The organism is Pelagimonas sp. (assembly GCF_058892305.1).
This window is the reverse complement of the sequence record NZ_JBZXVN010000004.1, coordinates 59,467-85,659: the sequence shown is the minus strand read 5'-3', so window position 1 is coordinate 85,659 and position 26,193 is coordinate 59,467. Positions and strand designations below refer to the sequence as shown.

The following is a 26,193-nucleotide window of genomic DNA, read 5'->3' as shown; positions in this document are numbered from 1 at the left end:
CAGCCCTGTCCGTTGAGCGGACGAATCGTGAGTTCGCTGCGTTTGTGCCAAAGGCTGCTTTCGTACGCTTTGCGGACCTTCCACTTGGATTGCATACCTCCTGCGGCTACAATCTTCACTAAGCTGGAAAGTCTGTCCACTCCCCCATAGGTTTTTCAGTTTTTGGGTCAGAGCCTTACCAGAGCTGGACGTTCGTGCGGTAGGCAGCAGATCCTCGTTTGTATCCAACCTCGCTTGTCCTGCCCCCTACGGGAAGACTAGATGATGCGGTTGCGGTTGTCTGGTTCTGGGCCGTTTATAGATCGCTTTCGTTATCAGTTCAGTTCCGTAACACGTCTAAGCTTTATCTTTGACGATCTGCCTGATCGTCACCCGGCACGTCGTCATCGCTCACGGTGCTGGCTGCAGGGAATTCAGGTGGCCGGGCAAGGCTTTTCGGCGGGAATATGCACGGACGCTGGGACCATATGCGGCCTCCGTGGGCTTATGGGGCAAGTCGGGAAACAGCGTCGTGAGTTCGGCTTGCGCCGCACTGCTCAGGCTTTGATAGGATATGGGCCCGGGATAAAGGCTTTCACTGATGAGACCGTTGGAAAACACCAGCTCATGTTGGTCAAACAGCATATGGTAATAGACGATGCGTTTGCAGCCTTTCATGACGCGGGCGCCGCCGCCGGCCATGTCGGCCAAGTGGCGCGCCCGCCAAAGGTGTTGCGCGCCACCGCTGTCCGGGGCGCGCAACAGAACGCCGTGCTGCGGCGAAACGATCAAGTCACGTGTGAGGCCAAAGTGGCCTGCTCCAAGGCGCACCGGACGCAAGTTCGGCGCGGCTGAAAGTGCCGCCTGATCAAGCACTTTCCGCCCGATCCACAGGATCGGCTTTACACCGTTGTCGCGCGTCTGGACCAGATCACCGCGTCGCAAATATTCAACGGGCACTTCGCCACCGGGCACCCGGATCAACGTGCCGCCCGAAAAACAGACAACGCCGGTATTCTCCGCGCTCAGCTCGGATGGATCGACAGATAAGCCATCCCTCTGGATCACCAGATTGCCCGCTTCACCTAAGGTGCCGTCCGCCTGATCGGCGCGCATCCAGTTAAGCAGGGTGGCATAGGTGTCGCCGGGGTTGGCTGCGTTCCAGATGTCGAGAGTGGCCTGGTTGTAGAAATCGGTCAGATCGACGAAGTCGTTGTTCGAGCTGTCGCCATCGCCGATGCCTGTTGTGCCATCAAAATCAGTGATCGTATCCGCGCCGCCATCGGTGACAAAGACATCCGCGCCGTCGCCACCTGTCATTCTGTCGGCGCCCGTACCGCCGTCGATTGTATCGTTGCCCGAACCACCCGTCAGAGTATCATTTCCGGCCATGCCCGACAGGCTGACGCCTTGGGTGTCTGCCGCGGCGTTGATCGTATCGTTACCGGCCGAGCCTTCAATGGCCTCGATCTCGATGAAAGTGCCGCTGTCGCCGTCGTCGTCGTTGAAAAAGCCCTGACCGTCACCGTCAAAAGTCAGGTTGATCGCATCATCGGCCTCATCAATCGAAAGCGTGTCTGTCCCGGTCCCGCCTTCGATATCATCAACGCCATAGCCCACGTTGAAAATGTCGTCGCCGGTGCCGCCGATCAGGGTGTTGTTTGCGTTGCCGCCCGTGAGCGTGTCATCGCCCCCGCCCGCATCGACTGTCACATCTTCTGTTGCGAAATTGCCGGCAAAACTGTCTGCCTGATCGGTCAGCACAAAGCTTTCGATCTCAACGAAGTTGGCGGTGCCTTCCGTTGAGGTGACCGAGCCCGCTTCATTGCCGCTTAGAAAGACATCCACACCGTCGTTGGTCACGCCAGACGCGTCCAAAACGTCGATATCCGTACCGTCGCCGTCTTCGCCGCCGGTGATGCTGTCGCCAGAATAGCCGTCGCCGAGCAGAATGCTGTCGCTGCCAAAGCCCGCGTCAATCGTGTCGTTGCCGGTGCCACCATCAAGGGTGTCATTGTCGCCGCCACCGGTGATTGAATCGGCGTCCGCGCCACCATCGATGCTGTCGTTGCCACCTTCACCGTGGATCGTGTCAGCGCCGTCACCGCCACTCAGCGTATCATCGCCACCGGGGCCATCTTCTTCGACAGGAAACTGGTTGTCGGCCCAGTTCCCGTCAATCACAAAGATGCCGTTTTGGGTGTCCCCAATGCTATTGATCTCGAAGCTCTCGATACCGCTGTCGTTTGTCGCCAACAAATTGCGAAAAGCGTTGAAAGCGCCCGGAGACTGACCGTCGCTTGGGAACATAAAAGTGTTGCCATCCGCATCTTGCGCAAAGGTCACTTCGATGGTGTTGAACACTGTGCCGTCATTCATCGTGACTTTGATATCGCCACTGTTTACGGAGATGATATCTAGAAAATTAGTGCCGTCCGAAGATATTTGGTCACCACCAATAGCCGTACGCTCCACAGTGACCGTACCAACGGCCGAGCGTGCCCCACCCGTAAACGAAACCTCCTGCGGGTCGAACGTGCGATCTGTTCCAACGCCATCTATCGAGAACGTCTGTTGATCAATTGCGTTGCGGTCAGCCCCGTCCAGAATAGGGATATCATTGCCAAGGAAGACTGCGTCCGTGGAAAAGTCATGACTGCCATTACTTACGGATTGTCCACTGACACGATCGTAACTGCCACCGGTTGAACCGGGGCCAATGGCGCCCTCCGAGCCATTCGCAGAGGGGCTGGTTCCATCATCGCCATAGATGACGTCATTGCCCGCGCCGCCGGTGACAGTGTCGCTGCCATCGCCACCGGCGACAGAGTCGCTGCCATCGCCACCGCTCAGCGTATCATTGCCTGAACCGCCAAGGATGGTGTCATCATCGGCGCCCGTGGAAATGTTCAGATCGCCCGTCGCCGCCGTGGCGTCATAGGTGTCCGAGCCGCCGTCCGAGTTGAAGACCTCGATGTTCTGGAATGTGGAATTGTTGCCGTTGAGGACGCTACCGCTGTTGTCGGCATTAAAGACGATCGACTCGCCAAAATTGCCGAAAGTGGCATCGAGCACATCGGTGTCGTCGCCACCATCCAGAAAGTCGTTGTCCGACAACTCGAGCGTATCGTTGCCCGCGCCGCCGAAAAGGTCATCGGACCCGTCGCCGGGCCGCAGCAGGTCATCGCCATCTCCACCGTATATCGTGTCGTTGCCTTCACCGCCCAAAATGGTGTCATTGCCGCCATAACCACTGATGGCATCATTTCCTGGGCCGATCTGGTCCCCATCTGAATCGGTGTAGCCGCCGCTCATGACATCGTCGCCGGACGTACCATCGACCAAGGTGACAAAGTCCGCGTTAGCTCGGTCACCAGTCAAAGTGGTTGCGTCGGTGATCACAGCGTCGAGCGTGAGGCTTTCGATCGCTTTTGCTTCGTAGGCGGCTTGATCCGCATTGTCGCTTAGCTCGGGCGCGAGATATAGATTGCCGGAGGTGTCTTGGAACAAAACTGCGGAAACCACCGCCGTGCTGCCATCGATATAGGTAATGGTCGCAGTATAGACCATTGCCCCGTCCATAGTCTGGTCGCCGCCGCCATCGATGGTGAAGCGATCATCATAGAGATTGTTGTCGGTGTCATAATCAGTCGGAGTGCCGCCACCTGTGAAGCCGGTAGACCCCGGTGCAAAGGTTTGAATATGGGTGTGCAGCGGATCCCCGCTTGACCCAAAGGTATCGCCAACAATGTCCGCGGCATTTTCCGCGATACCATTGCCTTCCGTTGGATCAAGGTCCGCGATGTTTCCCAAAAAGATGACGTCGAATGTGGTGGCCATGTCAGAGCAGCCTTTTCAAAATGGCGAAGAGCGCTGTTGCATTCGGTTGAGTGTTCGAGCAAGCGGTCGCAGCCGTCACAGCGCGGCATAAGGCAGTCTTATCGCCGATAGGGTTTAAACCCGTTAAAGCGTGACGATCGGAGTTTCCAAATACGACTTGCGAGACGTCAGGCCGACCGCCGGGAAAGGGTGTACCAAAGATCCGGCGGTCGGTTCCGTCGACCTGATCGATATTTTCTGTGACGCTCCACCGCTCACCAACCCGGACGCGATCGACCTTTGATATGTCGACGTGGACAAAGCCGGTGACTGTCAAACCCTCTTTGGGTGTGCCAGTCAGGTCATCACTTTTCAAAGAGTTGGCATTGCTTACACCGGTGGGTAACCCGTGCGTGTTCATATCGCTTGTTGGATCAGGCGCGACAGCGAACGCGTTAAACATTCGACCTTCTATTTGGACGTCAATATTAGGCAACTCATTCACCATCCAGTGTGGTGCCAAGGCCGCCGGTGCCGCCCACCGGGCCTGCAATGTCCTCAGGCTTGATGAAGTGATCAATCCCAACGCTGCTCAAGTCATCAACGTAGGAGGCCAAGAACGGCGGGATGTTCCTATTGTCACTGGTTAATTCATACGTTGGCATCGATGTGCACTTTCAAGTCGAGTGATCGTTCGGCAAAGCCAAATGGCTTCGCAGCATTGATCAAATTCAAGCGGTTCTCGTATCTGCATTTTGTTGTTTACAGGCAGACCCAGGCATGAATTGGACAGATTCGCGGTATAGCTATGGCAGATTAAATTTTGCTGAAGTCGCGAATCTGCGCCCGTCCAATCATGCCCACTTATTGAACCAGAACGTGACCTGTCACACTGCTGGAGCAGCGCAACGCCAGCGGAGGAACTCTTCGAGGCATGTGATCTTTTGATAGCCGATCCAATACCGGATCAGGGCAACAACATGAAACTCAACAGCGCTCAAGTTTCTGTATTTGTTTAGCGCACGCAGGGGGTTTTGTTGCACATGTCAGCCTATGCCTTTCAGCCGCATCGACACATGTGAGGCGGTTCAGCTGATCTTGCCGCCCTTTGCAGCAGGCCAGACGAGCCAGCCTTTCTCACCACATCTCCGAAAAATCCAGCCCGCCTGCTTAGGGGCTTGGGGAATGTGAATTTTCCACTCTCAGACCAGCGGCAAATGGATCGAATTCGTCGGACCACAGAACGCCCGGCGGAGCGCGCCGTAAGGCGATTTCAAGTTGCACACGTAGTGCAAACGACGCCATTGAATTCAAACCTTAACCTGTCCAATCCATCACTGGACAGACATCATTGCTAACTTTGAATGACCGCTTTGTTTGTATTTTCTGACCTTGGTGCATATCGCAGCATCGGTAACTCTGGGCTCGAAGCCGACACATCAATGTCTGCTCCACAGCATGCTTGCTTGGTCGGAGCAACGGCACCTTGCGGCTGCGATAGTTCGGAGTGGTCGACCTCCGCATCGCCCTCACCATCAGCACCAAAATCATGTCATTGGCACTGCCTTTTCTTGGAATCTCACGCAAGGCCGCATTGGTAAGGTGCCCCGCCTTTTTGAACAATGTAACTCTTGCACAGTATCGGTGGCAGACTTGGCAACGAGTTTTGATCTCTTCAACACCACAAGGATTAGCGAAACTACCAGCTGTTCGGCCACCAACCGCAACCTGTTAGGCGTTGGTGACACTATCCACTTGGTACTTGCTGTTGGTTGCCGACATGACGCCATTGAGACTTTTTCGGCAACTCTCTCTTGGTACCCGCGGAATCGCTCTCCCGACGTGCGGGAAACTGCGTGGCACAAGCTGTGCGGCAGTTCACCTATTTTAACTAGGTCTTCTCAGGGCATGGTCTTCTCAGGGCATGGTCTTTTGGCGGAATGAAACGCTCTTTGCGAACGACACTCTGCACCAAGGCCTCTTTCCCGGAGAAATGACGCTCAACACGATAGCAAAAGCATGCCGTTCGGAAGTGCTAGATTTCTCTGGTGCCCAGATCGCCTTGCACCCCATTGAACAAAAGGCGGTCACCTTTCCGGTTCTGCGTTTTCAAAACGCGAGACGACTGACTTTCAGATGCCTAGCAACACCGATCAAGTTGGGCGCACAACACGCTTGCGCGCCCCTAGCTGCGTTCGTTTTCCTGAATCGGAGGTGCCTTGCGGTTGCGATATTTTTCTGTGAGGTCGGCATCGGCGTCGCCCTCTCCGTAGGCCCCCAAAATCACGCCTTTGGTGCTGCGTTTGCTCCGGGTTTCACGCAGGGCTTCATTGGTGATCGTGGTACGCTGCGCGGGGCGGCGTGCCCAAGTATCCAGCACTGCGGATAGGCGCGCGAGGTCTTCTTGATGGTCTACACTTTCGCCCAGGTCGATTAGTTCATCCGGGTCATCTTGCAGGTCGAACAAGATAGGTCGGATATCCCCGCCGAATTCGATCAGCTTGTAACGCCCTTCGGTGACCATAAATAATCGCGCCTCGGCGGTGTCCAGATCAAGACGCTTGGCCAGAGGCGTCATCGAATAATCATATTCACAAAAGGCGTGGTCGCGCCCTTGGTCCTGCCCGTGCAGCAGCGGCAGCAAAGACGCCCCTTCGAGCACATGATCAAGGTCCGCCATATCGCCACCCGCCACTTCGACGAAGGTCGGCGCAAGGTCGATCAATTGCACCAGCGCATCGGATGAGGTGCCACGGGTCGCGTCGGCTTTGGGTGAGGGATCATAAACGATCATCGGAACTCGAACCGAGGTGTCATGACAGAACGTCTTTTCACCAAGCCAGTGATCGCCCAGATAATCTCCGTGATCCGAGGTCACAACGATCATTGTGTCGTCCATCCGACCGGTGCTTTCGAGCCAATCAAACAACACGCCCATCTGGTCGTCGCATTGCTTGATCAGGCCCATATAAGCGCCCAAAACCTTGTCGCGAACGTGATCCTGAGAGAACGCCTGCCCAACGGGCGCTTTCATCATTCCACCAAAAACAGGGTGGCTTGTCTTACGTTCTTCGTCGCTACGCACCACAGGCAGATAATGTTCGGGCCCATACATATCGTGATAGGGCGCAGGGACGATATAGGGCCAATGGGGTTTGATATAGGATAGGTGACAGCACCACGGCGCATCGCCACGGCTTTCGATGAACTCCATACCACGGCGGGTCAGATAGGGGGTTTCACTATCGTCTTCGATAATATTGGCCGGCTTGTCACTGTTCTCCATGAACCAACCCGACAGAACATTCCCGGCACCATCGTTGGCGGAGTTGGCATAGTCGTGCCACGGGTTGTCCCCCCCATAGCCCTTGTCGCGCAGGTAGTCGTTATACTTGAGCGCACCACCATCATCATAGAACCCATCCGGCCCTTCTGGACGCATCCCATCATCACGTTCGAAAACGTCAAAGCCGCATTCCGACACACGCGCGCCAATCACGCTGTCCGGTTCAAGACCCAGCCGCGCCATGCCTTCGGCGTCGGCTTTCATATGGGTTTTGCCAACAAGCCAACACTCCATACCCAGATTGCGCAGATGGTCCCCCATCGTGCGCTCTCCGACCTTTAGGGGCACGTTGTTCCAAGACGCGCCATGGCTGTGCACATAGCGCCCCGTGTAGGTCGACATCCGCGACGGCCCACAAAGGGGCGACTGGATATAGGCCCGGTCAAACCGCACCCCACGCGCCGCCAACCTGTCGATATGGGGCGTGTGAAGATGCGGATGACCATAGCAGCTTAGATAGTCCCAGCGCAGCTGGTCGAACATGATGAACAGAATGTTCTTGGGATTTGCCATTACGGGTTTTTCTGATCCAGTGTTTCACCATCCGGCACACCAAGGTTGGTTGTATCGGCAACGGCATTTGTACGCTTTGAAAGGAACCAGAAAACCGACAACCCAGACAAGAGCAAAAGCGCTACAGCGACAGGGCTTGTGTAGATGTTCAAAAGATTTCCGTCCAACAAGGCAATTGCCTGTGACAGCGACTTCTCGAACTGCGGCCCAAGGAAGAATGCAATGATAAAGATCACCATCGAATAGCCAAAGCTATGCATCAGCAACCCGAAGACCGCAAAGATTAGCATCACAGTCACGCCAAAGAGACCATTCGTCGCCATCGAAACGCCAACAAAGCAGAGCAAAAGTGCCGATGAGAAGATCACCGCTTCTGGCGCGGAGACAACTTTGACCCATAGACGCAGCCCCGCTTGTCCAACCCATAGGTTGACAAAGTTAGCCATGATCATTGCTCCGAAAAGACCATAGACCAAACGGCCTTGGTTCTGGAACAAAAGCGGGCCGGGCTGCATCCCGTGGATCATGAATGCACTAATGATGAGCGCCGCGGTGACGCTTCCGGGGATGCCGAGCGTCAGCAAAGGAATGAGGTTCGCGCCGACCACTGCAGAGTTGGCGGATTCCGTTGCAGCAATGCCCTGTATATTGCCTTTGCCAAAGCTATCTGGATCTTTTGAGGAGGTTTTCGTCATCGCATAAGACATAAACGCGGCAGCCGTTGATCCGATGCCCGGCAACGCGCCAAGGATCGTTCCAATCGTTGCGCCACGCAACATGGTGTAGCGACAAGACCAATACTCTGCCCACGACACGCGGCGATCCTCTGGATTGCCACTGTCCGGTGGCAAAAAGCCTTGCCCGACGGTGTTATGGCGGTCGGACATACGTCGCAAGATCTCTGATATGGCCAACATCCCGATGGCCACCGATGGCAAAGCAAGCCCGTCGAATAAATCCCAATAGCCGAAAATCAAGCGCGGGGTGAAATGTTCCGGGTCGGTACCAACAAAGGAAAACATCAGCCCAAGTGCGGCCGCAATAACCCCTTTGATCAAGGACTCGCCCATCAGGCCTGAAATGATCGAAAATGCAAAAATCATCAGGGCGACGATCTCGACCGGCCCCATTTTGAGCGCAAGGATCGCCAACGGCGCGGAGACCGTGATCAGGACGATGTCGCTAAATGTATCGCCAGTGACGGATGAGAAAAGCGCCATTTTGGTCGCCTTTAGAGGCTTTCCTTGCTGCGCAAGAGGATAGCCGTCCATGGCGGTCGCCGCGGCATCCGGCGTGCCCGGCGTATTCATCAAGACCGCTGGCACGGCGCCGCCGACAAGCCCGCCCTTGTTGACGCCAACAAGAAAGGCAATGGCCGGCAAAGGGTCGAGCCCGAATGTAAAGGGAATGGCGATGGCCATGGCCATAACCGGACCAATGCCGGGCACGGCCCCAACGAATTGCCCGAGCACAACGCCGAACACGACAAAGAGCAGATTTATGGGTGTAAAAACATCCCCAAAGCCTGCCAAAATTATTGAGAAGTCAACCATAGCGGTGTCCTATCCGGGCAGGGCCCGCTCCAATAGCTGTGTAACAAGAACCCAAATCGCGGCAGGAATAACAACGACTCCTAGCCCCAACCACAGCGGGCGGCGTTCGCCGATTAGGATCATCAAGATTAGCGCAAGAAATGGGGCAACATACATGAACCCAACGAGGGTCATGGCATAGATCGCTACGCCCAAAAGGGCCACGTAGGTCCCGGCTTTAAAGAAAAAGCGAGCATCTGGTGCCTGGTGCGTCGTTGGCCGAAGGACCAACAGGCCACCGCAAACTGCAATGATCCAAGATGTTACATTGGGCATCGTCTTGGGCGATAGATTGCCCCGATCGACGTTTTCCACGTACTCAGGAATTACAAAGAAAAACATCGCCAGACCAAAGAGCAGAAAGAACGCTCCTGTCAGGCGGTCAGTTGTTGTGTGCATCTGGTTCCCCTCCCTTTCGTAAATGCCCCGCCGCAACCTGCGACGGGGCACTGATGTCTAGTTAGAGAACAGTCGTTTGGCGTTTTCGAGGCCATCAACCATCATCTTATGCGCTCCATCGGGGCCCATATTGATTGGCGCGCCCTGTACGGCATTCTGCACAATCTCAGCAACTTCCGGGGACTGAACCGCGCTTTCAATCGCGGCTGAGATAGCCGCCGTTGCCTCAGCACTAGAGCCGTCCTTCATAGCAAGGAAGAACACAGCATCGACAAAGGCGTCCACGCCGGACTCGATGAATGTCAACGTTTCCGGTGCATAAGTCAGACGAGACTGATTGGCACTGGCGATAACTTTCATGTCGCCGGATTCAAGATATGGGAAATGCTCACCCGAAGCGAAGCCAGCCAAGACCTGACCACCCAAGATCAGACGAATAACTTCGGCACCGCCATCAGCAGTCACAAGATTGAAGTCAACGCCGGTCTCACGCGTTGCGGCATTCATCATAAGAACCTGCGGAGGCGCCATGGTTGCAACCGGCATTTTGCCCTGCTCTTCTGCGTAAGCAATCATGCCCTTCAAATCATCAAAGGGCGCGTCGGCACTGGCAACCAACGCCAACTCTGCCTTGGCGATTGTACCGAGATAGTCGAAGCTGTCGATGTCGAACGGCAGCTCATCGCCACGTTGAACCAGCTGAACCAATACAGGAATGCCAACACCCATCCCAATGGTATGGTCATCCGCCGGACGCTGCGACAGGCCTGTAAACATGGCCACGCCACCACCGCCAGGACGGTTTTCAACGATCACATTCCAACCGGTCTGTTCTTTGATAACTTCGGCAAGAACGCGCCCCATTGTATCGGTCGATCCCCCTGCCCCGAAGCCGATCTCGATCGTGATCGGCTTGCTTGGTTCCCAGGTCTCAGCGGCAACTGGTGCCCCCAAAGCCATGAGTGCTACCGCGCTGAGCGCCTTCAGTTTTGACGTAAATTTCAATTGTCTTCCTCCCTAATTCGCGTCGTTCGTTTACTTGTTTTGTTCTATGGCCAACCGTTCAACGGCTCCGGACCGCAAGCTTGCGATCTGAGACAAAAGCCCCTCTGGATCGACCAAAACGTTCGGTTCACCCTCGGCCCGTGCGGCCAAAGCCTGACGGTCCTCCTCAAGACCGTTGGAAAAGCCGTGGGTTGTCAAATGGACATCGATGCCCATGTCTTCGTCCTGTGCCATGCTGCTTAAACGGTCGAGGCTATCGATAAAGGCCTCAACTTGCTCTGGGCCTTCGATGGCATTGAGGCCAAGACCACCAATGGTCACAGCGCGGTATGATTGTCCCTGATCAATCACGTCAAAGGTATATGACGCAGTTCCCCAAGTATGACCCGGCGTTTCCACAACGGAAAAGGTATTATTGCCCAACGTGATCGAATCGCCGTCGGCAACAACCATTTCCGGCTCAACCATATTCCAAGCGCGCCGCCCGCCTTGCGAGGCCTCAGCCGAGGCAACGGCTTCGTCCCAACCGGTTTGGGTCATGACAAATGTCGCATTTGGCAAGAGCGGCTTGAGCATCGCAGCCCCGGCCGCGTGGTCGAAATGTCCATGTGTCATCAGAACGTATTTGATGTCAGCAAGATCAGTGCCCGTTTTCGCAATCTCATCAAGCAACGTTTTGGTGTAGGGGCCATAAAGCGTGTCTATGAGGACAGAGCCTTCATCGGTGTGAACCAACCAGGCAGACACCCAACAGATACCCACATAGTCAACGTTCTCAAATGGCGACCATGGCGCGATGTACTGCTCTTCGGGTGTTCCCAGCCAACGGCCAAGATCCGGAGGCATCTTCCCGGTGCGTCCAAACTCGACGAACCGTCCCAGGATCATATCTGAAGGACATCCTTCAAAGGGTGATTGTGCAAGTGCAGGAGCAGCAAGGCCCAAACCGAGCGCCGCAATCATGCCCTTTCCAAAAAAGTGTGTCATATCTCCTCCTTCGGTAAAAATTTCCCCGGATTCATCAGGCCTTTCGGGTCCAAAGCGTGTTTGATTGCACGCATCGCGACCAACTGGCTGCCTTGCTTAAGCTCACGCATCACGCCGAGCTTGCTTTGCCCGATCCCATGCTCTGCCGAGAACGACCCGTTCAGGCGCACCAGTAGCGCAAAAGCCTTTTCTTTTGCACGATTTAGGGGCAACTCTGCCCAGTCCTTACCGGGGGCTGCGCTAAGAGCATAGTGCAGGTTTCCATCACCAAGATGACCGACCGTAAGGGGCTGAAACCCCATATCAGATACGACGGTGTCCATCGCTTCAACGAAGTCCGCTACGGCAGCCAAGGGAAGAGAAATATCCATGTGGTAAGCTGGGCCATTCTTAGTGATGGCCTCAAGAATGGATTCACGCATGGACCACAAATCCATTCGCTGCTGTTCCGACTGCGCAATCATCGCATCCACGACGATCTCTTCTTCCATCAACTCTTCAAGCGCCGCGAAGACCATGTTTTGCAGACGTGTCTCTCCGTCATCCCCGGTTTCGGCATCGTCCTTGCGGCTTGAGGCCACCTCAAAGAAAAGACCTGTTTCGGCAGCCTCCTCTAGCGGACGACGTGTTGCGGGAAATTCCTTGCAAATCACATCGACCGCGGCGGCTGGCATATATTCATAGGCCTCTACGCCACCACCAGTGCGATCCTGCAACGCATTTAGCGCCTTTGGCGCATCCTTAAGGGATGCCAGCGAAAGAAACCCGGTCGTGCGCGTAAGGGGCAAGGCAGACAGTTTGAAAACCGCCGCCGTGATGATGCCCAACGTCCCCTCGGCACCAATCAGCAAATCTTTTAGGTCGTATCCTGTGTTGTCCTTACGCAGCCCCGTCAACGCGTTGATCACCGATCCATCAGGCAGAACAGCTTCGATCCCAATGCACAACTCGCGGGTCGTTCCATATTTCACGACATTAGAGCCACCCGCGTTGGTGGATAGTGCGCCGCCGATCATGGCGCTGCCTTGGGCCCCAAAAGTCAACGGAAAGACCAAGCCAGCGTCAAGGGCGTGTTCTTGGGCGGTTTGCAGGATGACACCCGCATCAAGAGTGATCGTGCGCGCACTTTTGTCCAATGCGCGAACCGCGTTCATGCATTCCAACGAGACAACGATGCTTTCGCTGTCACCAACCGAAACCCCACCGCCGCAAAGTCCGGTGCGACCGCCTACAGGAACAATTGATACGCCGAAAGCGTGGCACGCCCGGACAATGTCTGCGACTTCGTGGGTGTTTTTAGGGCGAACAATTGCGAGAGGCGTCCCAGAATACTGGCCCGTCCAATCTGTACGATAGGGCGCGGCCGCATCCGCGGCCCCCGGCATGACATACGACGGACCAACGATCTCCTCGAGACGCGCCAACAGCTCTTCCGACGATCGAATAGTCATTCCGGCGAGAGCATCCACATCAGACATCGCAAGTTTTCCCATCATACCCAAGATTCCCAAACTACCATGGTACATTTCGACTCGGCCTGTCAATTGACTTCTACCATGGTAGTTTGGTACTTGAGGATAATAGCAAAAATCTTCATTCGTGGGCTCATGAACATTTACTCTGAGCATAGATCTGTGACCGAAGTGACTGCGGAAAAGATTCGCGAAGCGATCATTCTGGGATCGTTTCCGCTTGGGACAAAGCTGTCAGAGCAAAAGTTGGCCGATCTCTATCAGGTCAGCAGATCGCCCGTCCGTGAGGCATTGGTTCTGCTGCAGATTGAGGGCCTTGTCAGAATTTTTCCAAAGCGGGGGTCCTTTGTCTTTTCACCCGATGAACGAACGATCCTGGACCTTTGCGAGCATCGCAGCGTATTGGAAACGATTTCACTCAAGCTCGGGATTGAGCGGAACCATGCCAGTCTTTTAGACGGCTTGAGATTGGGCATCGATCAGATGCGAACCGCCGTTCTATCCAAGAATACAAAAGACTATTCTCTCGGCGATCTAAGGTTTCACCGTTCAATCATTGCGAGCAGTGGCAACAGCTCGATGATTGACGCCTATGAGTCAACCATCGGGCGCCTTATGGCGCTGAGGACTCATCTCTTTACTGTCAGCGGCATCCAGTTGGATCGGTCTATGCAAGAGCATGTCGAAATGCAGGAAGCTTGTGAACAGAGAGATGCCAAGAAAGCCCAAGCCATATGCACGCGGCATATCAACCACCTTGGTGAACACTTCAGAGAAGAGCAGCCCGACAATTCGGAATAAAGGCGGGCCAAAGGTCTGCCTCTCAAGGGGGGCACACAGGCAATTCGTCGCTGCCGATCCGTTTGGCTTACACCAACGCAGCGCAAGCAAAACACATCAGACTTTGAAAAGAGATTTAGCGTTTCTGCGTCACGTAAATTGGCCAGTGAGTTCCAACGCCCCTTCTGGTGCGCCATTTCAAAAGCACCTGCATCCTAGGCCCGTCAGGTCAGCGCCTAAAGAATAGATCGCGCTTGTTGTTCAAGGCTTTGTCTCCCGAAGCAACCGTTCTTCTTTTTCACCGAAAGAGCTTGGAACCGCAGTCTGCCTTGCAATGTCATACCGGCCTCAATACGCGAAAGAGTCTTGATAGGTACGACGCGGTGATTTTTCTTAGCACTCTTCTATCGCCTTGGCCAAATCCGAAACTTTGAAGGGCTTGTTCAAAAGAATGCGCCCAACAGCCGTATCCCCACTCTTGCCCAGCGCCTCAGCCGGGTGCCCAGACATAAAGACAATTTTGATGTCCGGGTGTGTCTGCGCGACGTCATGAACGAACTGAGGACCGCTTTTGCCTCCCGGAAGCACAACATCGGATAAAATGAGTGACGTTTCAGGATGTTGCTCCAAGACATCATGACCGGACGCGGCATCTCCTGCGGCAACTGGTTTATAGCCAAGGTTGATGAGCATTTGGACCGCCAAATCACGCAAGGCAGGATCGTCTTCAACGACCAAAACGGTCTCGCCTTGTCCTTTGGGGACCTCCTTGTTTTCTGTTGCGGTGGCTTTGCTTTGTCGTGCGACCGAACGGGGCAAATACAAATTTACCGTTGTTCCAGACCCAAGTTCGCTGGTGATGGCGAACTGACCACCAGATTGCTGTGCAAACCCGAGGACCATTGACAACCCAAGACCACTGCCTTCGCCGACACCTTTTGTGGTAAAGAAAGGTTCGCACGCATGTTCAATCGTATCTTTTGACATGCCTGTTCCCGTGTCTGTCACAGACAGCACGACATAATCACCCTCGTCGATCAACAATGCCTTGTTTTTGGCAGCGCCGGAAAAAGATGTATTGGAACATGAAATTGACAACGTTCCACCTGTGGGCATGGCATCCCGTGCGTTCAATGCCAAATTCAGCAGCGCATTCTCGACCTGTCCCGGATCGGCCAAGGCCGACCAAATTCCAGGTTCGACCGAGAGTTTTAGGTCAATGCTTTCTCCAATTGCGGGTTTGAGCAAAGAGGGCAGAACCGTCATCAATCCGGACAAATCCAAGGCGACCGGACGCAAGGGTTGTCGCCGCGCAAACGCCAACAAACGTTGAGTAAGTTCCGCCCCCCGCTCAGATGCCCGAACAATGGACATGATGTGAGGAGCAGCCGCTTTGTCATCAACAATGTCTTCCAGCAACTCGGCATTTCCGAGGATGACCGCCAGTAAATTGTTGAAATCATGCGCCACTCCACCGGTGAGTTGGCCAATCGCTTCCATTTTATGTGCTTGATGAAGCCGGTCTTCCAAATCAATGCGGTCCGTAATATCCGTCAAAATGCCAGTTGATCGGATCGCACGGCCTTCTTCGTTGGCAGTGGCCTGCCCACGCGCCAAAAACCAACGATAGTCCCCAGACTTTGATCGAATTCTATATTCCGACGAGAGGCCTATGCCCGTGTCCTTGAGATGCAAGAGCACGTCATTGCGGTAGGTGTCGCGATCATCCGGATGAACAATAGGAGCAAGTGAAGTGCGCGTCAGGTCCTCAAACTCTTGGTCGGTGTACCCCAATCCGCGTGCAAAACCCGGCGAAAAATAACGGTCCTGAGTTTCAAAATTCCAATCCCAGATAGTCAATGCCTCGACAGCCAAGGCCAGACGCTTCTGGCTTTCTTGCAGGGCTAGGTCTTTTTGGCGCTGCTTGGTCACGTCTTGACCAACGGTCACCAGACCACCACTTTCGAGCCGCTGCTCATGTATTTGCAAAATAGTACCATCTTCTCGAACAACTTCGAAAGAGGCCTTCTGAAAATTCCGACGACGCGCCAGGCTGTCGGCAAGATACGCCTCCTCCTTGCCGTCAATCCCTGCTATCAAACCCAGTTCAATATTTGCACGCAAAAAGCTCTCAAAACTTGTTCCCGGAACAGTCACCTCAGGTGTTTTCTTGTTTAACTCCCGAAATATACGATTCCCGAGCACCAGATTATCATTGGCATCCCAAAGACTGAAAGTCTCGTTTAAACCTTCAACTGCACTGGCTAGAAATTGATTGGATTTCTCAACCTGGCTACGCGCCCGCACGGTTTCCGTCACATCCGTTGCCACCCCCCGATACCCCGTGAAAACACCTTGGCTATCAAAGGTTGGCACGCCAGACGTACGAACCCATTTTTGTTCACCATGCACCCGAATAGCATAGACGAAATCTTTAAAAGGCCGGTGGGCCTCAAGGTCCGCAAAATGCCCCACCCACTCTTGGTCGTCCCCAACTGATTGGCGAAAGTCCCCCCGTTTTCGACCAATAAAATCTTTGCGCTCCACGCCAAAAAACGTTTCGATCCCCTCCGAGCACCATGTAACGTAGTTGCCCTGATCCATTTCCCAGAACCAATCTGAACTGGCCGACGCAAATTCCCGGAACCGTTTTTCGCTATGCATCAAAGAGGTTTGCCGCTCAATCAAAAGATGAGTAAGACCTCCAAGAACCACAGAAAGTGCGACGCCAAGCGTCAGTATCAGCTCGTCAACATAGGTATCGGCCTTGAGCGCGTAGCGTGGCAGAGGAGCAACCGACACATGCCACTCTCGTCCGCCAACTTTGATCACATTCACATCAGTCGCAGCGTCGTCGACCAGCACATCTGCTGTGGCAAAAAGCTCTTGTCCGCTGTCATCCACACGAATACCAAAGTTCTCGATCGGGTCTTGATTGATTGCGTTTCTCATTAACGGTGCCACACGAAAAACAATGTTTAGATACCCTGTACGTTGGCCCCGTGCGACCAATGGCAGATAAGCAACAAAACCAGTACCGCCTTGGGCCAAAGTAATCGGCTGAGTGACTTGGAGAGTGTCTGTTCTATCCGCCCGCGCAAGTGTTTCCGAAGGAACAGGCAGAGTTTTCAGGTCTAGGCCCAACGCCGCGGCATTGCCCTCAACAGGTGTAACTATTCGAATTACGCCTTCTGCATCCACCCAGTTTAAAGCTTGTAGGTCGCCAAAAAGCTGGTGGAAAAGGTCTGACTCGGTCCGAAATACGTCGACGTCGAACACGCCTCGGCCATTGAGATGGCTACGAAGCAATTCTGCAGCGTTCAGTCGCGCCGCCAAATGAGTTTCCAACCGGGCCGCGAAGTTCGAGCTCACGACACGTGTCTCGGTAGCCAGACGGTCATCTTGGATACTTAAGTGCACTTTATAGAAAAAGACGGACGCAGCCAAAGTTGCCAACGTAGCACACAAAGGGATTATGAAAGTCGACTTAAACACCATAAGCCACTGCAAATTCTATTCTTTTCTGTGGAATGGACAAAGATGAATGATCTCTTTTGGTCAACTGATTTCCAATCTCGCCTTCAAGAAAAACAACACACGTAGATCTCAATGACTGTTGTGGCTTTTGCTGTGGCATTGGCTTTATCAACCTCCCCTTGATCTACTTCTTTGGGTCAAGTCACCAAGTCCTTAAAACTTTTGATGGTTTATAATTATACCAAAGTAAAACGCCTCAGTCAGGACCATCATTTCAGATCAATATAAGGTCAAAATTAACTCATCAGAGGTTAGAATACTCAAGAAATTTGAAACCGCGAATTCTAGTGTTGAAACTAACCTGATCCTCGGAGCTCTTTTAATGCAAGCCATCTTTTCGTTACCTGTGCGCACACTTAGCCGGGCAATTGTATTTTCAATTACATTTACCGCATTGATGGTCGCCGCCATGTCCCTTTGGACCGTACAGCGAACTGGCACTGCTGTTTCATTGATGGGGGAATTTGAACAACGTGCCGATCCGAGTACCACTGCTCAAAACGAACTCATTCAAGCCCTGGGTTATGGGGGAATGATTCACGCATTCAAAAACTACGTTCTACGCGGAGAGGAAAAATACTACCGAGCTGCAAACCAAAATGCGGGTGCCGCCCTTTCGTCGTTGGAGAGTTTGATGAATCTAGAGCCCAGCATGCGGTCAGATTTGGAACCGGTCTCTCGTACGATTGTAAACTACGTTGACGCGCTTTTAACTGTCAAAGACCTTTACGCACAGGGCACCACTCCTGAAGAAATTGACGCGCTGGTAAAAATTGACGATGGACCGGCGCTGGCCGCTATTGAGGCCCTTGTAGTATCCCAAGTACATGAGCTTGATGGGAAAAAAGTTAAATCTAGCCTTCTGGCTGAACTGCGTGACCATCTAGGCTACGGCGGTATGATTCATCAATTCAAAAACCTTGTACTGCGCCAAGATACTCCGCGAATTGAAAAGGCACGTACAGCTTCGATGGCAGCGCAAAACACCATCGCACAACTCAGCGCCTTAGAGATGAGTGATGAGGAAAGCCAAGCCCTGAAAAACCTGGCTTTGGTGATTTCAGAATACACAAAGGCATTGGACAGCATTTCAAGCCTGATCACAGCTGGTAAATCCGCTAGCGAAATCGACGCAAAGGTCAAGATTTCAGATGGGCCCGCCTTGGTAGGGCTGCGAACCCTTGATGCCGCTGTTGCTATGGAAGGGCGCGCAATTTCTTCCAAAATGACCAAGGACCTGCGCACCTCCCAAACGTTGCTCGGACTGATTGGGGCTATCGTTGTCATTCTCAGTTTGGCAACAGCTATTGGAACACGGGAGGTTTTGCGCCGTGGCGTTGTGTCAAAACAAGCTCAAACAGATGCTAAGGCCGCCGCTCTGCAACATGAACGCGACGATTTTCAGAATCGCATCGCGGTGTTGGCTGCCAACGCAAGCGCGGGCGATTTCAGTCAGCGAATCGCTCATCCTTATTCAGATGAGACGCTGGCCGGTGCAGCGGCACATCTGGACCAACTTCTTGAAACCATAGAAACTGGATTGGAGTCAGTAATCGAGGTAAGCCATGCCTTAGCGTGCGGTGACCTCAGCCGGCGAATGGATGGCGAATTCGATGGAGCATTTGGGCGGCTTCAAATGTCTTTAAATGAAGCCATGGTCGCAATTGCCGCATCCGTTCGTGATGTCCTTCTCAGTTCAACAGAAATCTCCGACTACACAGCCAATATTTCTTCGGCGACATCCGATTTGGCTAAGCGCACGGAAACCCAATCGAATAGTCTGGAAACCAGCGCTGAAACCCTGTCGCAACTGACAACATCGGTTCAGGAAATCAGTAGCAAGGTCGCGGAGGCCCGCAGTACTGCTGAGGCCGCCAATGGACTTGCGCAAAATGGCTCTTCAGTCGTTGAGGAAGCTGTGTCAGCCATGGATAAGATTGTGGAAACCTCAAAGAAAATATCAAAAGTAACTGAACTTATTGAGGAAATCGCATTTCAAACCAATCTTTTAGCTTTGAATGCCGGCGTAGAAGCCGCGCGTGCCGGAGACAGTGGTCGCGGGTTTGCAGTTGTCGCGGCCGAAGTTCTAGCTTTGGCACACCGCGCGTCGGATGCTGTTCAAGAAATCAATGATTTGATTAGTGCCAGCGAGATCGAAATTGAAGACGGGGCGGGGCGCATTGCCCAAGCCGGGGCATCAATCAAGAGCATTTCAGGATATGTTCAGGATTTAGATACTGCAATCGAGAGTGTTGCGAACTCTACACAAAATCAAGCCTCTAGGCTCGAACAAGTCAATAATTCAGTCTCAGAACTCGAAGGTGTAACACAGCAAAACGTTTCAATGTTTGAAGAGACTGCGGCGTCAATTCAGTCACTAAACGAACTAACCGATAGCTTGATTGCGACGGGTGCGCAGTTTGTTGTCGATGGGTCCGTTGAAGTTGATCAAAGCGTAGCTACCTTAAAGAAAGCGAGTTAGGTTCAGTCCACCTTGGTCGGTTGGAGGTCGTTATTTAGTAACCTCCAATGAACAAGACCAATCCCGATGCGTGACTTACAGCTTTCCAATCGCTCCTTTCTTTCGAAAGCTTCTGGTCCACTTTTCAGCACCATTGCCTATCGAGGGTAAAACTGCGACTGGACCTTTTTAGTTCGCCCAATGGACGTTAACGGAAGACACGATATCAACTTTTTCAAAGACTTACGGCATCTATTCACGCGCATGATAGACGTCTCTTGTTGGGTAGGTTTCCGATGCCCTGCTAACCGGAATACTTCGCTTTTTCTCTCTGCTCTCAAAAATATAGGGAGCGCTCTACTTGCGCGCGTCGTATTGTCCGACTGCACACGACCTTTTAGGGAACTTTAAAATGCTGACACCATTTCACCTTGCTTTCAACGTGACCAACCTCGACGAGGCTCGGGCGTTTTATGGTGGCGTCTTGGGCTGCGATGAGGGACGGTCAACAGAAAGCTGGGTCGATTTCAACTTTTTTGGTCATCAAATATCGCTGCATCTTGGGCAGCCCTTTGACAGCAAGCCAACTGGGGTCGTTGGCGTTCACAAGGTGCCCATGCCACATTTAGGAGTGGTTTTACACATGTCAGAATGGAAATCCCTAGCGGATAGGCTAACCTCAGAGGGGCTGGATTTTGTCATTCCCCCAACGCTCCGGTTTGCTGGGGAGCCCGGTGAACAGGCAACTATGTTTTTCTACGATCCGAGCGGGAATCCCATTGAAATGAAGGGTTTTTCCAACATGAACGATGTCTTCGCCAGCTAGCAGTCAAGCAAGGCGGGCAGAGCCGATTTTAAAATTTTTCCGGTTGCAGCCGATGGGAGCTTGTCGACAATGACGATCCGTGAAGGTCGCTTGTAACCGGCTAGGTTTTTGGCCGAAAACTGGCGCAAATCGGCTTCGGTGGGCCAATCTGACTTTGACGCCTCAACAAAGGCACAGACCTGTTCATCGCCGTCTTCCAACACACCGATAACCGCGCATTGGATGACTTGCGGATGATCATTCAGGGCCGCTTCGACCTCAGGTGGGTACACATTGAAGCCCCCATGAATAATCAGCTCTTTTGAACGTCCCATGATATGCAGGTTGTCATCATCATCAAATCGCCCCAAGTCGCCGGTTCGTAGCCAACCAGCTTCTGCAAAGGCCGCTGCCGTTTCGGGGTCGTTGCGGAAATACCCCTTCATCACGCCGCCGCCGGACACCAAAATTTCGCCGATATTTCCCTCGGCACCCGGGGCCGCGACGTCCAGTTTGACGCCAACACCTGGAAAGGGTTGGCCCACCGAAATATCGTCGTTGCTTGTATCATGGCGCGTCAGGCAAATGCCCGCCGTCGCTTCGGTCATGCCATAGCCATTTTGCAAGGGCAGACCAAAAAAGGCCTCGGCTTTGCGCTTCCAATCAATGTCTAGCGGCGCAGCCCCCGACGAAATATAGCGCAAGGTGTCGACCGGCAATCGGTCATGCCCCTGCTCTTTGGTGTACTGCATCAGCTGCGCCAGCATTTGAGGAACCGATGACAACAACGTCACGCCCTCCATCAACGCCGAATAAAGGTTGACCGGGGAAAACCGCGGTTCAATACGAATTGACGCCCCAGACATAACCGACGCCATCACCACCGATGCCAAGCCAAACACATGACTCATCGGCAAAACGCCATAAAGCGTATCGGCCTGAGTGATACAACGCACCCCGCTAGACACGCCCCCGCCGAAAACCAGATTGTCATGGGTAAGCATCACCCCCTTAGGCATCCCAGTTGTGCCGGTTGTGTAGAGGATTGTTGCGACATCACTCAACACCGGCTCTGGGTCCGATTTGGAGACAAAAGCCTGTAAATGACCGGACAGTGCGACCGTCGGCTGCGCTCCCATTTTGTCAGCATGGGTTTTAGCGTTTTGCGACACCGATGTTGTAAACAAAACCAACGCCGGGCTTGCGTGGTCAACAACACGGGTGATCTCAGCCTCCGTTTGACGGGCATTGAATGGGATCACTGCAGCGCCCAACCGAGACGCGGCAAACAAGGACGCCACAACAGGCGCACAGTTTTCCATTATCACCAAAACGCGATCGCCGGCACGCACTCCCAAATCGGCCATTTCCTCGGCCAGTTTGACAACTTGGTCGTGCAAATCTTGGTAACTCCAATCATGTCCGATCGTGTCGGTCAAGGCGCGCACCGTTGGTGTTTCTTTGACACGTTGATCCAAAAGATGATGAATAAGCATGCTCATGCGGCCCCCTCACGCAAACCATCCAGTTGCCCCAGAACTTGCTGCATTTCGTGTTCAATCTGATGAAAAATCTCGGCCATTGGCGTCACGGCATTGGTCAACCCCAAGGCATGACCTGCCGATAGCAGACCGTGTGACACATCCCCGGTTTCATAGGCTTGTCGGCCAATCTTGCCAGAGACAAGCGGCATCAGCTCAGAAATCGTGACATCGGGGTTGTCCCGTTCCATCTTGGCCACGGCTTGCGTCGTTTCATTCGCCAAGGTCCGCACCGTGTTGCGCACACTGGCCATTGTTAGCACAGTATCGCGTTCTGATGCAGCGGCGATGGCGCGTTTATAATCGGGATGGGCATTTAGTTCCTCGGAAACCAAAAGCCGCGTGCCCATCACCACGCCCGACGCGCCCATTGCCAGGGCTGCGACAATCTGGGACCCATGCCCAACCCCGCCGCCAAGTATAAACGGAATGTTCAGATCGCGCCCGGCCATAGCACCGTTCACAAAACTACCGATCATATCCAAACCCGGATGGCCACCGCATTCAGCGCCAACAATGGACACCATATCGACACCGACGGATTGAGCTTTGAGCGCATAACGCACCGCCGGAACCTTGTGGATCACCGTCAACCCAAGACCCCGCAAAAGCGGAAGATAGGGTTCAGGATTGCGCCCGGAGGTTTCAATGACCTCAACACCTTCTTCGGCGGCAAGGCGAAAAACGGTTTCAGTTCTATCACCAGGTACCAGTTTGGGCAGCATGGAGACATTGACGCCAAAGGGTTTGCCTTGGCAAAGCTTATGCGCGCGTTGGATTTCAGCCCGCAAATCAGCATCATCGGGAAAACTTGCCGCCGTCAGAAACCCCAATCCACCGGCATGGGCGGCCGCGGCGACATAATCGGCATCGGCAAGCCACATTAACCCACCCGCCAGAATAGGAAGTCGCAGTCCGAAACGGCGCGTCAGGTCGGTTTGTAGAACAGTCATGATGAAAACTCTGCTTTGCGTTTTTCAAGAAAGGCGCGAATGCCTTCAGCGGCTTCGGGACCACCCTGCGCCTCAACCATAAACGCCGCCTCCCGGTTGAGTTGATCCGTCAATGGGGTGTCTGATGCGTTTGCCAAAAGCGCGCGAATACGAGATTGCGCCTGCGCCGGTCCAGCAGCCAACTCAGCCGCCAAAATCAAGGCATCATTAAATGCCTCGCCTTTGGGGCAAAGCTTGGTGATCCCGCCATGATCCGCCAATTGCGCGGCACTAATCGGCTTGCCTAACAAACACATGTGCATGGCCAATTGCCGGGGCAAAAGACGTGACAAACTATGGGTCAACCCACCATCGGGCGTCAAACCGGCTTTGACATAGGCTGCGGTGAACTGACTTTCTTTGGAAGCAACGACCAGATCACAGGCCAGAACCAAAGCCAACCCGGCCCCTGCCGCGCCGCCCTCGACCGCCGCGATGATCGGAACGGGGCACTCGGCCATAGCGCGAATAACACCATGCAACACCTCGACTTTGGCGCGACGCTCTTGGCGGGCTAGGGTCGCGCGCGTTGCTAAAACGCCCAAGTCGCCGCCCGCACAAAAGAAATCGCCACCGGTTAGGATGAGGGTCCGAATGTCCGGAGCTTTGGATTGCTCAATCGCATCAAGCAGCCTCTCATAGAGCTCGGGCGTGATCGCCCCGCGTTTAGCGTTGGTGTTGTGAATGATCAAACATGTGTCGCGTTTGTCGAGGCGAACACTCATGCCGCCCCCAAAGCAATGAACCGCTCCAAGTGATGATCCGTGTCCCCAAAGCGGTGATCAGACATGACAATGCGTTTGATATAGCGGCCCAAAGCGTATTCTTCTGTCATCCCGATGCCACCATGCATTTGGATGCATTCTTCGGCGACCAAACGCGCCGAACGCCCAATAAGGTTCTTGGCGGCGCTGATATGCCGATCCCGTACGGGGGCCTTAGCCTCAAGGTTCGCAGCAGCCAAAATCACCATCGAGCGGGCTTGTTCTACCGCAACCATCACATCCACCAAACGATGGGAAAGGGCCTGAAAACTCCCGATAGGACGCCCAAATTGTTTGCGCGTCATGAGGTAGTCCTGCGTCATCGCAACCGAGACATCCATCGCCCCGAGAACTTGCGCCATTTCCGCCAATGTACCCGCCGCTATTGATTGGCATAGCGCGTCAAACCCGTTTTCTAACAATGGCTTGCAAGGGGTATCAGTCATAGACACATCCGATGCCATGCCCCCCTGAGCAATTTTATAGCTGCGAAGCTGCAGCCCCGGTGCATCCTTTTCAACCAGATAGAGCCCAATGCCCTCTGGGGCATCGCTATGGCCCGAATGACGGGCCGACACGATCAAGGTGTTGGCGGCATCCGCGCCCACAACAACCGATTTTTCGCCATTGATCAGGCCACCTTCGAAACGGGTTTCGACCCAATTTAGATCATAGCGCGCAGCCGTTTCGCCATGCGCAAGAACCGACTTTTCCGATCCCGACACCAAGGGCTCCACATCCTGACCGGCCAAAGCCATGACCACACCTGGCAAGAGAGCGTTGTCGATCATGGCGACATCCAGAGCGGCCCGCCCCAGTTCTTCGAAAACAACCGCAAGGTCAAAACCGGTGCCGCCAAAGCCGCCATTGTCTTCCGAGAAAAGCGCGCCGATCACACCCAATTCGGCCAGCCCGTTCCACCGATCTTTGGACGCCCCGGCCAAATAGCGGCGAAGGCTGTCTTGGAGCATTTGTCGTTCTTCGGTCAGCTCAAAGTTCATTTCGCGCCCCTCATCATCTGTTTCGCATAAATCTCGCGCTGAATTTCGTTCGAGCCACCAAAGATCGAAAGCTTGCGGTTGTTAAAATAGCTTGCCGACACAGCACCAGCATCCAGCGGATCGGGCAACGGCGCATTTCCCTCGATGCTTTCCGAGGCAAACGGCATCGCATGGGGGCCAACCGCACGGCGCGCCAGATCGGTGATTTCCTGACGGATTTGCGTGCCCTTGATCTTCAAAAGCGAGCTTTCGATACCCGGTGCTTGCCCTGCGGCGGCCTTGGAAATAATTCGCAAATTGGTGGTCGACATCGCCATCAAGTCGATCTCGACTTGGGCAACGCGGGCGGCAAAATGTGGGTTTTCAATCAATGGCCTACCACCAGAACGCGCCCGTGCTGCAATCCGTTTCACGTTGTCCAACCCGGCACGGCTAAACCCAACCCCGGCGATGTTGGTGCGCTCATGCGTCAAAAGGTATTTGGCGTAGGTCCAGCCTTTGTTTTCTTCACCAACAAGGTTTTCCACCGGGACACGTACGTCGGTGAACCAGACTTCGTTCACCTCGGCCCCGCCATCAATCAAGGTGATCGGTCGCACCTCGACACCGGGGCTATCCATATCAATCAACAGAAAAGAAATGCCCTCTTGTTTCTTGGCGTCGGGATCGGTGCGCACCAAGCAAAAGATCATGTTGGCGTGTTGTCCCAACGTCGTCCAGGTCTTTTGACCCGTCACAACATAGTGGTCGCCGTCCCGTATGGCGCGAGTTTTCAGGGCCGCAAGGTCGCTCCCTGCCCCCGGTTCGCTATACCCCTGACACCACCAATCCTCACCGTTTAGAATGCGCGGCAACCAATGGTTCTTCTGCGCTTCCGAGCCAAAATTTTGCAAAACCGGCCCTAGCATCGCCAAGCCAAACGGCACCACACGCGGCGCAAAGGCCAGCGCGCATTCTTCTTCAAAGATATGGCGTTGGACTGCGCCCCATTCCGCGCCGCCAAAGCGTTTGGGCCAATTGGGGGCAAGCCAGCCGCGGCCATTCAATTGCGCGTGCCAAAACTCGTGATCCTCCTTGGACAGACCTTTGTTTAAACGGGTTTTATCCGCCAATTCCTTGGGCAGTTTGTCGGCCAGAAATGCCCGCACTTCGGCGCGAAACGCATCATCTTCTGCGGTGAAACTCAGGTCCATTTCCCGC

18 protein-coding genes are annotated in these 26,193 nt (G+C 54.0%); 3 read left to right on the top strand and 15 right to left on the bottom strand.

The annotated features are described in order from the left end of the window. Positions 1 to 390: 390 nt before the first annotated feature. The 9 genes from AC5EFR_RS01665 to AC5EFR_RS01625 all read right to left on the bottom strand — a co-directional run bounded on the left by AC5EFR_RS01665 (position 391) and on the right by AC5EFR_RS01625 (position 13,136). Positions 391 to 3,819: a Hint domain-containing protein gene (locus tag AC5EFR_RS01665; protein ID WP_493574235.1), complete on the bottom strand. Its 3,429-nt coding sequence runs from the start codon at positions 3,817 to 3,819 to the stop codon at positions 391 to 393. 1 nt (position 3,820) lies between these two features. After that, the gene (locus tag AC5EFR_RS01660) at positions 3,821 to 4,261 is read right to left on the bottom strand and encodes a hypothetical protein (RefSeq protein ID WP_493574234.1); all 441 of its coding nucleotides are present in this window, start codon (positions 4,259 to 4,261) and stop codon (positions 3,821 to 3,823) included. Positions 4,262 to 4,295: 34 nt separating this feature from the next. Then, positions 4,296 to 4,463 carry a hypothetical protein gene (locus AC5EFR_RS01655; RefSeq protein WP_493574233.1) on the bottom strand — a complete coding sequence of 56 codons (168 nt, stop codon included), beginning with the start codon at positions 4,461 to 4,463 and terminating at the stop codon, positions 4,296 to 4,298. Between the two features lie 1,520 nt (positions 4,464 to 5,983). After that, positions 5,984 to 7,657 carry a sulfatase-like hydrolase/transferase gene (locus tag AC5EFR_RS01650; RefSeq protein ID WP_493574232.1) on the bottom strand — a complete coding sequence of 558 codons (1,674 nt, stop codon included), beginning with the start codon at positions 7,655 to 7,657 and terminating at the stop codon, positions 5,984 to 5,986. Further along, positions 7,657 to 9,210 carry a tripartite tricarboxylate transporter permease gene (locus AC5EFR_RS01645; RefSeq protein WP_493574231.1) on the bottom strand — a complete coding sequence of 518 codons (1,554 nt, stop codon included), beginning with the start codon at positions 9,208 to 9,210 and terminating at the stop codon, positions 7,657 to 7,659. Before AC5EFR_RS01645 ends, AC5EFR_RS01650 begins: the two co-directional genes overlap by 1 nt. 9 nt (positions 9,211 to 9,219) lie before the next feature. After that, positions 9,220 to 9,648 (bottom strand): tripartite tricarboxylate transporter TctB family protein, encoded by a 429-nt coding sequence (locus AC5EFR_RS01640; RefSeq protein WP_493574230.1) that lies wholly within the window; start codon positions 9,646 to 9,648, stop codon positions 9,220 to 9,222. Positions 9,649 to 9,705: 57 nt separating this feature from the next. Beyond that, positions 9,706 to 10,653, bottom strand: a complete 948-nt coding sequence (locus AC5EFR_RS01635) for a Bug family tripartite tricarboxylate transporter substrate binding protein (protein ID WP_493574229.1) — start codon at positions 10,651 to 10,653, stop codon at positions 9,706 to 9,708. Positions 10,654 to 10,683: 30 nt separating this feature from the next. Continuing rightward, entirely contained in the window at positions 10,684 to 11,640 is a 957-nt protein-coding gene (locus AC5EFR_RS01630) for an MBL fold metallo-hydrolase (protein ID WP_493574228.1), read from the bottom strand. Then, positions 11,637 to 13,136, bottom strand: coding sequence for an FAD-binding oxidoreductase (locus tag AC5EFR_RS01625; protein ID WP_493574227.1), 1,500 nt, complete (start codon positions 13,134 to 13,136; stop codon positions 11,637 to 11,639). Before AC5EFR_RS01625 ends, AC5EFR_RS01630 begins: the two co-directional genes overlap by 4 nt. Positions 13,137 to 13,157: 21 nt before the next feature. Between AC5EFR_RS01625 and AC5EFR_RS01620 the strand changes: the two genes are divergently transcribed. Then, positions 13,158 to 13,913 (top strand): GntR family transcriptional regulator, encoded by a 756-nt coding sequence (locus AC5EFR_RS01620; RefSeq protein WP_493574226.1) that lies wholly within the window; start codon positions 13,158 to 13,160, stop codon positions 13,911 to 13,913. 372 nt (positions 13,914 to 14,285) lie between these two features. On the opposite strand, the gene AC5EFR_RS01615 is transcribed toward AC5EFR_RS01620, so the two are convergent. Then, a complete protein-coding gene (locus tag AC5EFR_RS01615) occupies positions 14,286 to 17,264 on the bottom strand; it encodes a PAS domain-containing protein (RefSeq protein WP_493574225.1) in 2,979 nt (992 codons plus the stop codon). 487 nt (positions 17,265 to 17,751) lie between these two features. On the opposite strand from AC5EFR_RS01615, the gene AC5EFR_RS01610 reads away from it, so the two are divergent. Then, positions 17,752 to 19,911, top strand: coding sequence for a methyl-accepting chemotaxis protein (locus AC5EFR_RS01610; RefSeq protein ID WP_493574224.1), 2,160 nt, complete (start codon positions 17,752 to 17,754; stop codon positions 19,909 to 19,911). 391 nt (positions 19,912 to 20,302) lie between these two features. Continuing rightward, positions 20,303 to 20,716 (top strand): VOC family protein, encoded by a 414-nt coding sequence (locus AC5EFR_RS01605; protein ID WP_493574236.1) that lies wholly within the window; start codon positions 20,303 to 20,305, stop codon positions 20,714 to 20,716. Here the strand turns inward: AC5EFR_RS01605 and AC5EFR_RS01600 are convergent. Genes AC5EFR_RS01600 through AC5EFR_RS01580 form a run of 5 tightly spaced genes read right to left on the bottom strand, consistent with a single transcriptional unit; the run spans position 20,713 to position 26,186 of the window. Beyond that, entirely contained in the window at positions 20,713 to 22,197 is a 1,485-nt protein-coding gene (locus AC5EFR_RS01600; protein WP_493574223.1) for a class I adenylate-forming enzyme family protein, read from the bottom strand. The genes AC5EFR_RS01605 and AC5EFR_RS01600 overlap by 4 nt on opposite strands. After that, a complete protein-coding gene (locus AC5EFR_RS01595) occupies positions 22,194 to 23,189 on the bottom strand; it encodes an NAD(P)H-dependent flavin oxidoreductase (protein ID WP_493574222.1) in 996 nt (331 codons plus the stop codon). Before AC5EFR_RS01595 ends, AC5EFR_RS01600 begins: the two co-directional genes overlap by 4 nt. Beyond that, on the bottom strand, positions 23,186 to 23,953 hold the full coding sequence (locus AC5EFR_RS01590) for an oxepin-CoA hydrolase, alternative type (RefSeq protein ID WP_493574221.1): 768 nt from the start codon (positions 23,951 to 23,953) through the stop codon (positions 23,186 to 23,188). Before AC5EFR_RS01590 ends, AC5EFR_RS01595 begins: the two co-directional genes overlap by 4 nt. After that, positions 23,950 to 24,993: an acyl-CoA dehydrogenase family protein gene (locus AC5EFR_RS01585; protein ID WP_493574220.1), complete on the bottom strand. Its 1,044-nt coding sequence runs from the start codon at positions 24,991 to 24,993 to the stop codon at positions 23,950 to 23,952. Before AC5EFR_RS01585 ends, AC5EFR_RS01590 begins: the two co-directional genes overlap by 4 nt. Further along, complete coding sequence (locus AC5EFR_RS01580) at positions 24,990 to 26,186, bottom strand: acyl-CoA dehydrogenase family protein (protein ID WP_493574219.1); 1,197 nt, start codon at positions 26,184 to 26,186, stop codon at positions 24,990 to 24,992. Before AC5EFR_RS01580 ends, AC5EFR_RS01585 begins: the two co-directional genes overlap by 4 nt. Positions 26,187 to 26,193: the final 7 nt, after the last annotated feature.

Coding starts and splice junctions, on each gene's coding strand:
- AC5EFR_RS01605 (WP_493574236.1), top strand. CDS start 20,303: ATGCTGACACCATTTCACCTTGCTTTCAACGTGACCAACCTCGACGAG.
- AC5EFR_RS01620 (WP_493574226.1), top strand. CDS start 13,158: ATGGTACATTTCGACTCGGCCTGTCAATTGACTTCTACCATGGTAGTT.
- AC5EFR_RS01645 (WP_493574231.1), bottom strand. CDS start 9,210: ATGGTTGACTTCTCAATAATTTTGGCAGGCTTTGGGGATGTTTTTACA.
- AC5EFR_RS01660 (WP_493574234.1), bottom strand. CDS start 4,261: ATGTTTAACGCGTTCGCTGTCGCGCCTGATCCAACAAGCGATATGAAC.
- AC5EFR_RS01665 (WP_493574235.1), bottom strand. CDS start 3,819: ATGGCCACCACATTCGACGTCATCTTTTTGGGAAACATCGCGGACCTT.
- AC5EFR_RS01600 (WP_493574223.1), bottom strand. CDS start 22,197: ATGAGCATGCTTATTCATCATCTTTTGGATCAACGTGTCAAAGAAACA.
- AC5EFR_RS01640 (WP_493574230.1), bottom strand. CDS start 9,648: ATGCACACAACAACTGACCGCCTGACAGGAGCGTTCTTTCTGCTCTTT.
- AC5EFR_RS01595 (WP_493574222.1), bottom strand. CDS start 23,189: ATGACTGTTCTACAAACCGACCTGACGCGCCGTTTCGGACTGCGACTT.
- AC5EFR_RS01610 (WP_493574224.1), top strand. CDS start 17,752: ATGCAAGCCATCTTTTCGTTACCTGTGCGCACACTTAGCCGGGCAATT.
- AC5EFR_RS01580 (WP_493574219.1), bottom strand. CDS start 26,186: ATGGACCTGAGTTTCACCGCAGAAGATGATGCGTTTCGCGCCGAAGTG.
- AC5EFR_RS01590 (WP_493574221.1), bottom strand. CDS start 23,953: ATGAGTGTTCGCCTCGACAAACGCGACACATGTTTGATCATTCACAAC.
- AC5EFR_RS01625 (WP_493574227.1), bottom strand. CDS start 13,136: ATGATGGGAAAACTTGCGATGTCTGATGTGGATGCTCTCGCCGGAATG.
- AC5EFR_RS01630 (WP_493574228.1), bottom strand. CDS start 11,640: ATGACACACTTTTTTGGAAAGGGCATGATTGCGGCGCTCGGTTTGGGC.
- AC5EFR_RS01650 (WP_493574232.1), bottom strand. CDS start 7,657: ATGGCAAATCCCAAGAACATTCTGTTCATCATGTTCGACCAGCTGCGC.
- AC5EFR_RS01655 (WP_493574233.1), bottom strand. CDS start 4,463: ATGCCAACGTATGAATTAACCAGTGACAATAGGAACATCCCGCCGTTC.
- AC5EFR_RS01585 (WP_493574220.1), bottom strand. CDS start 24,993: ATGAACTTTGAGCTGACCGAAGAACGACAAATGCTCCAAGACAGCCTT.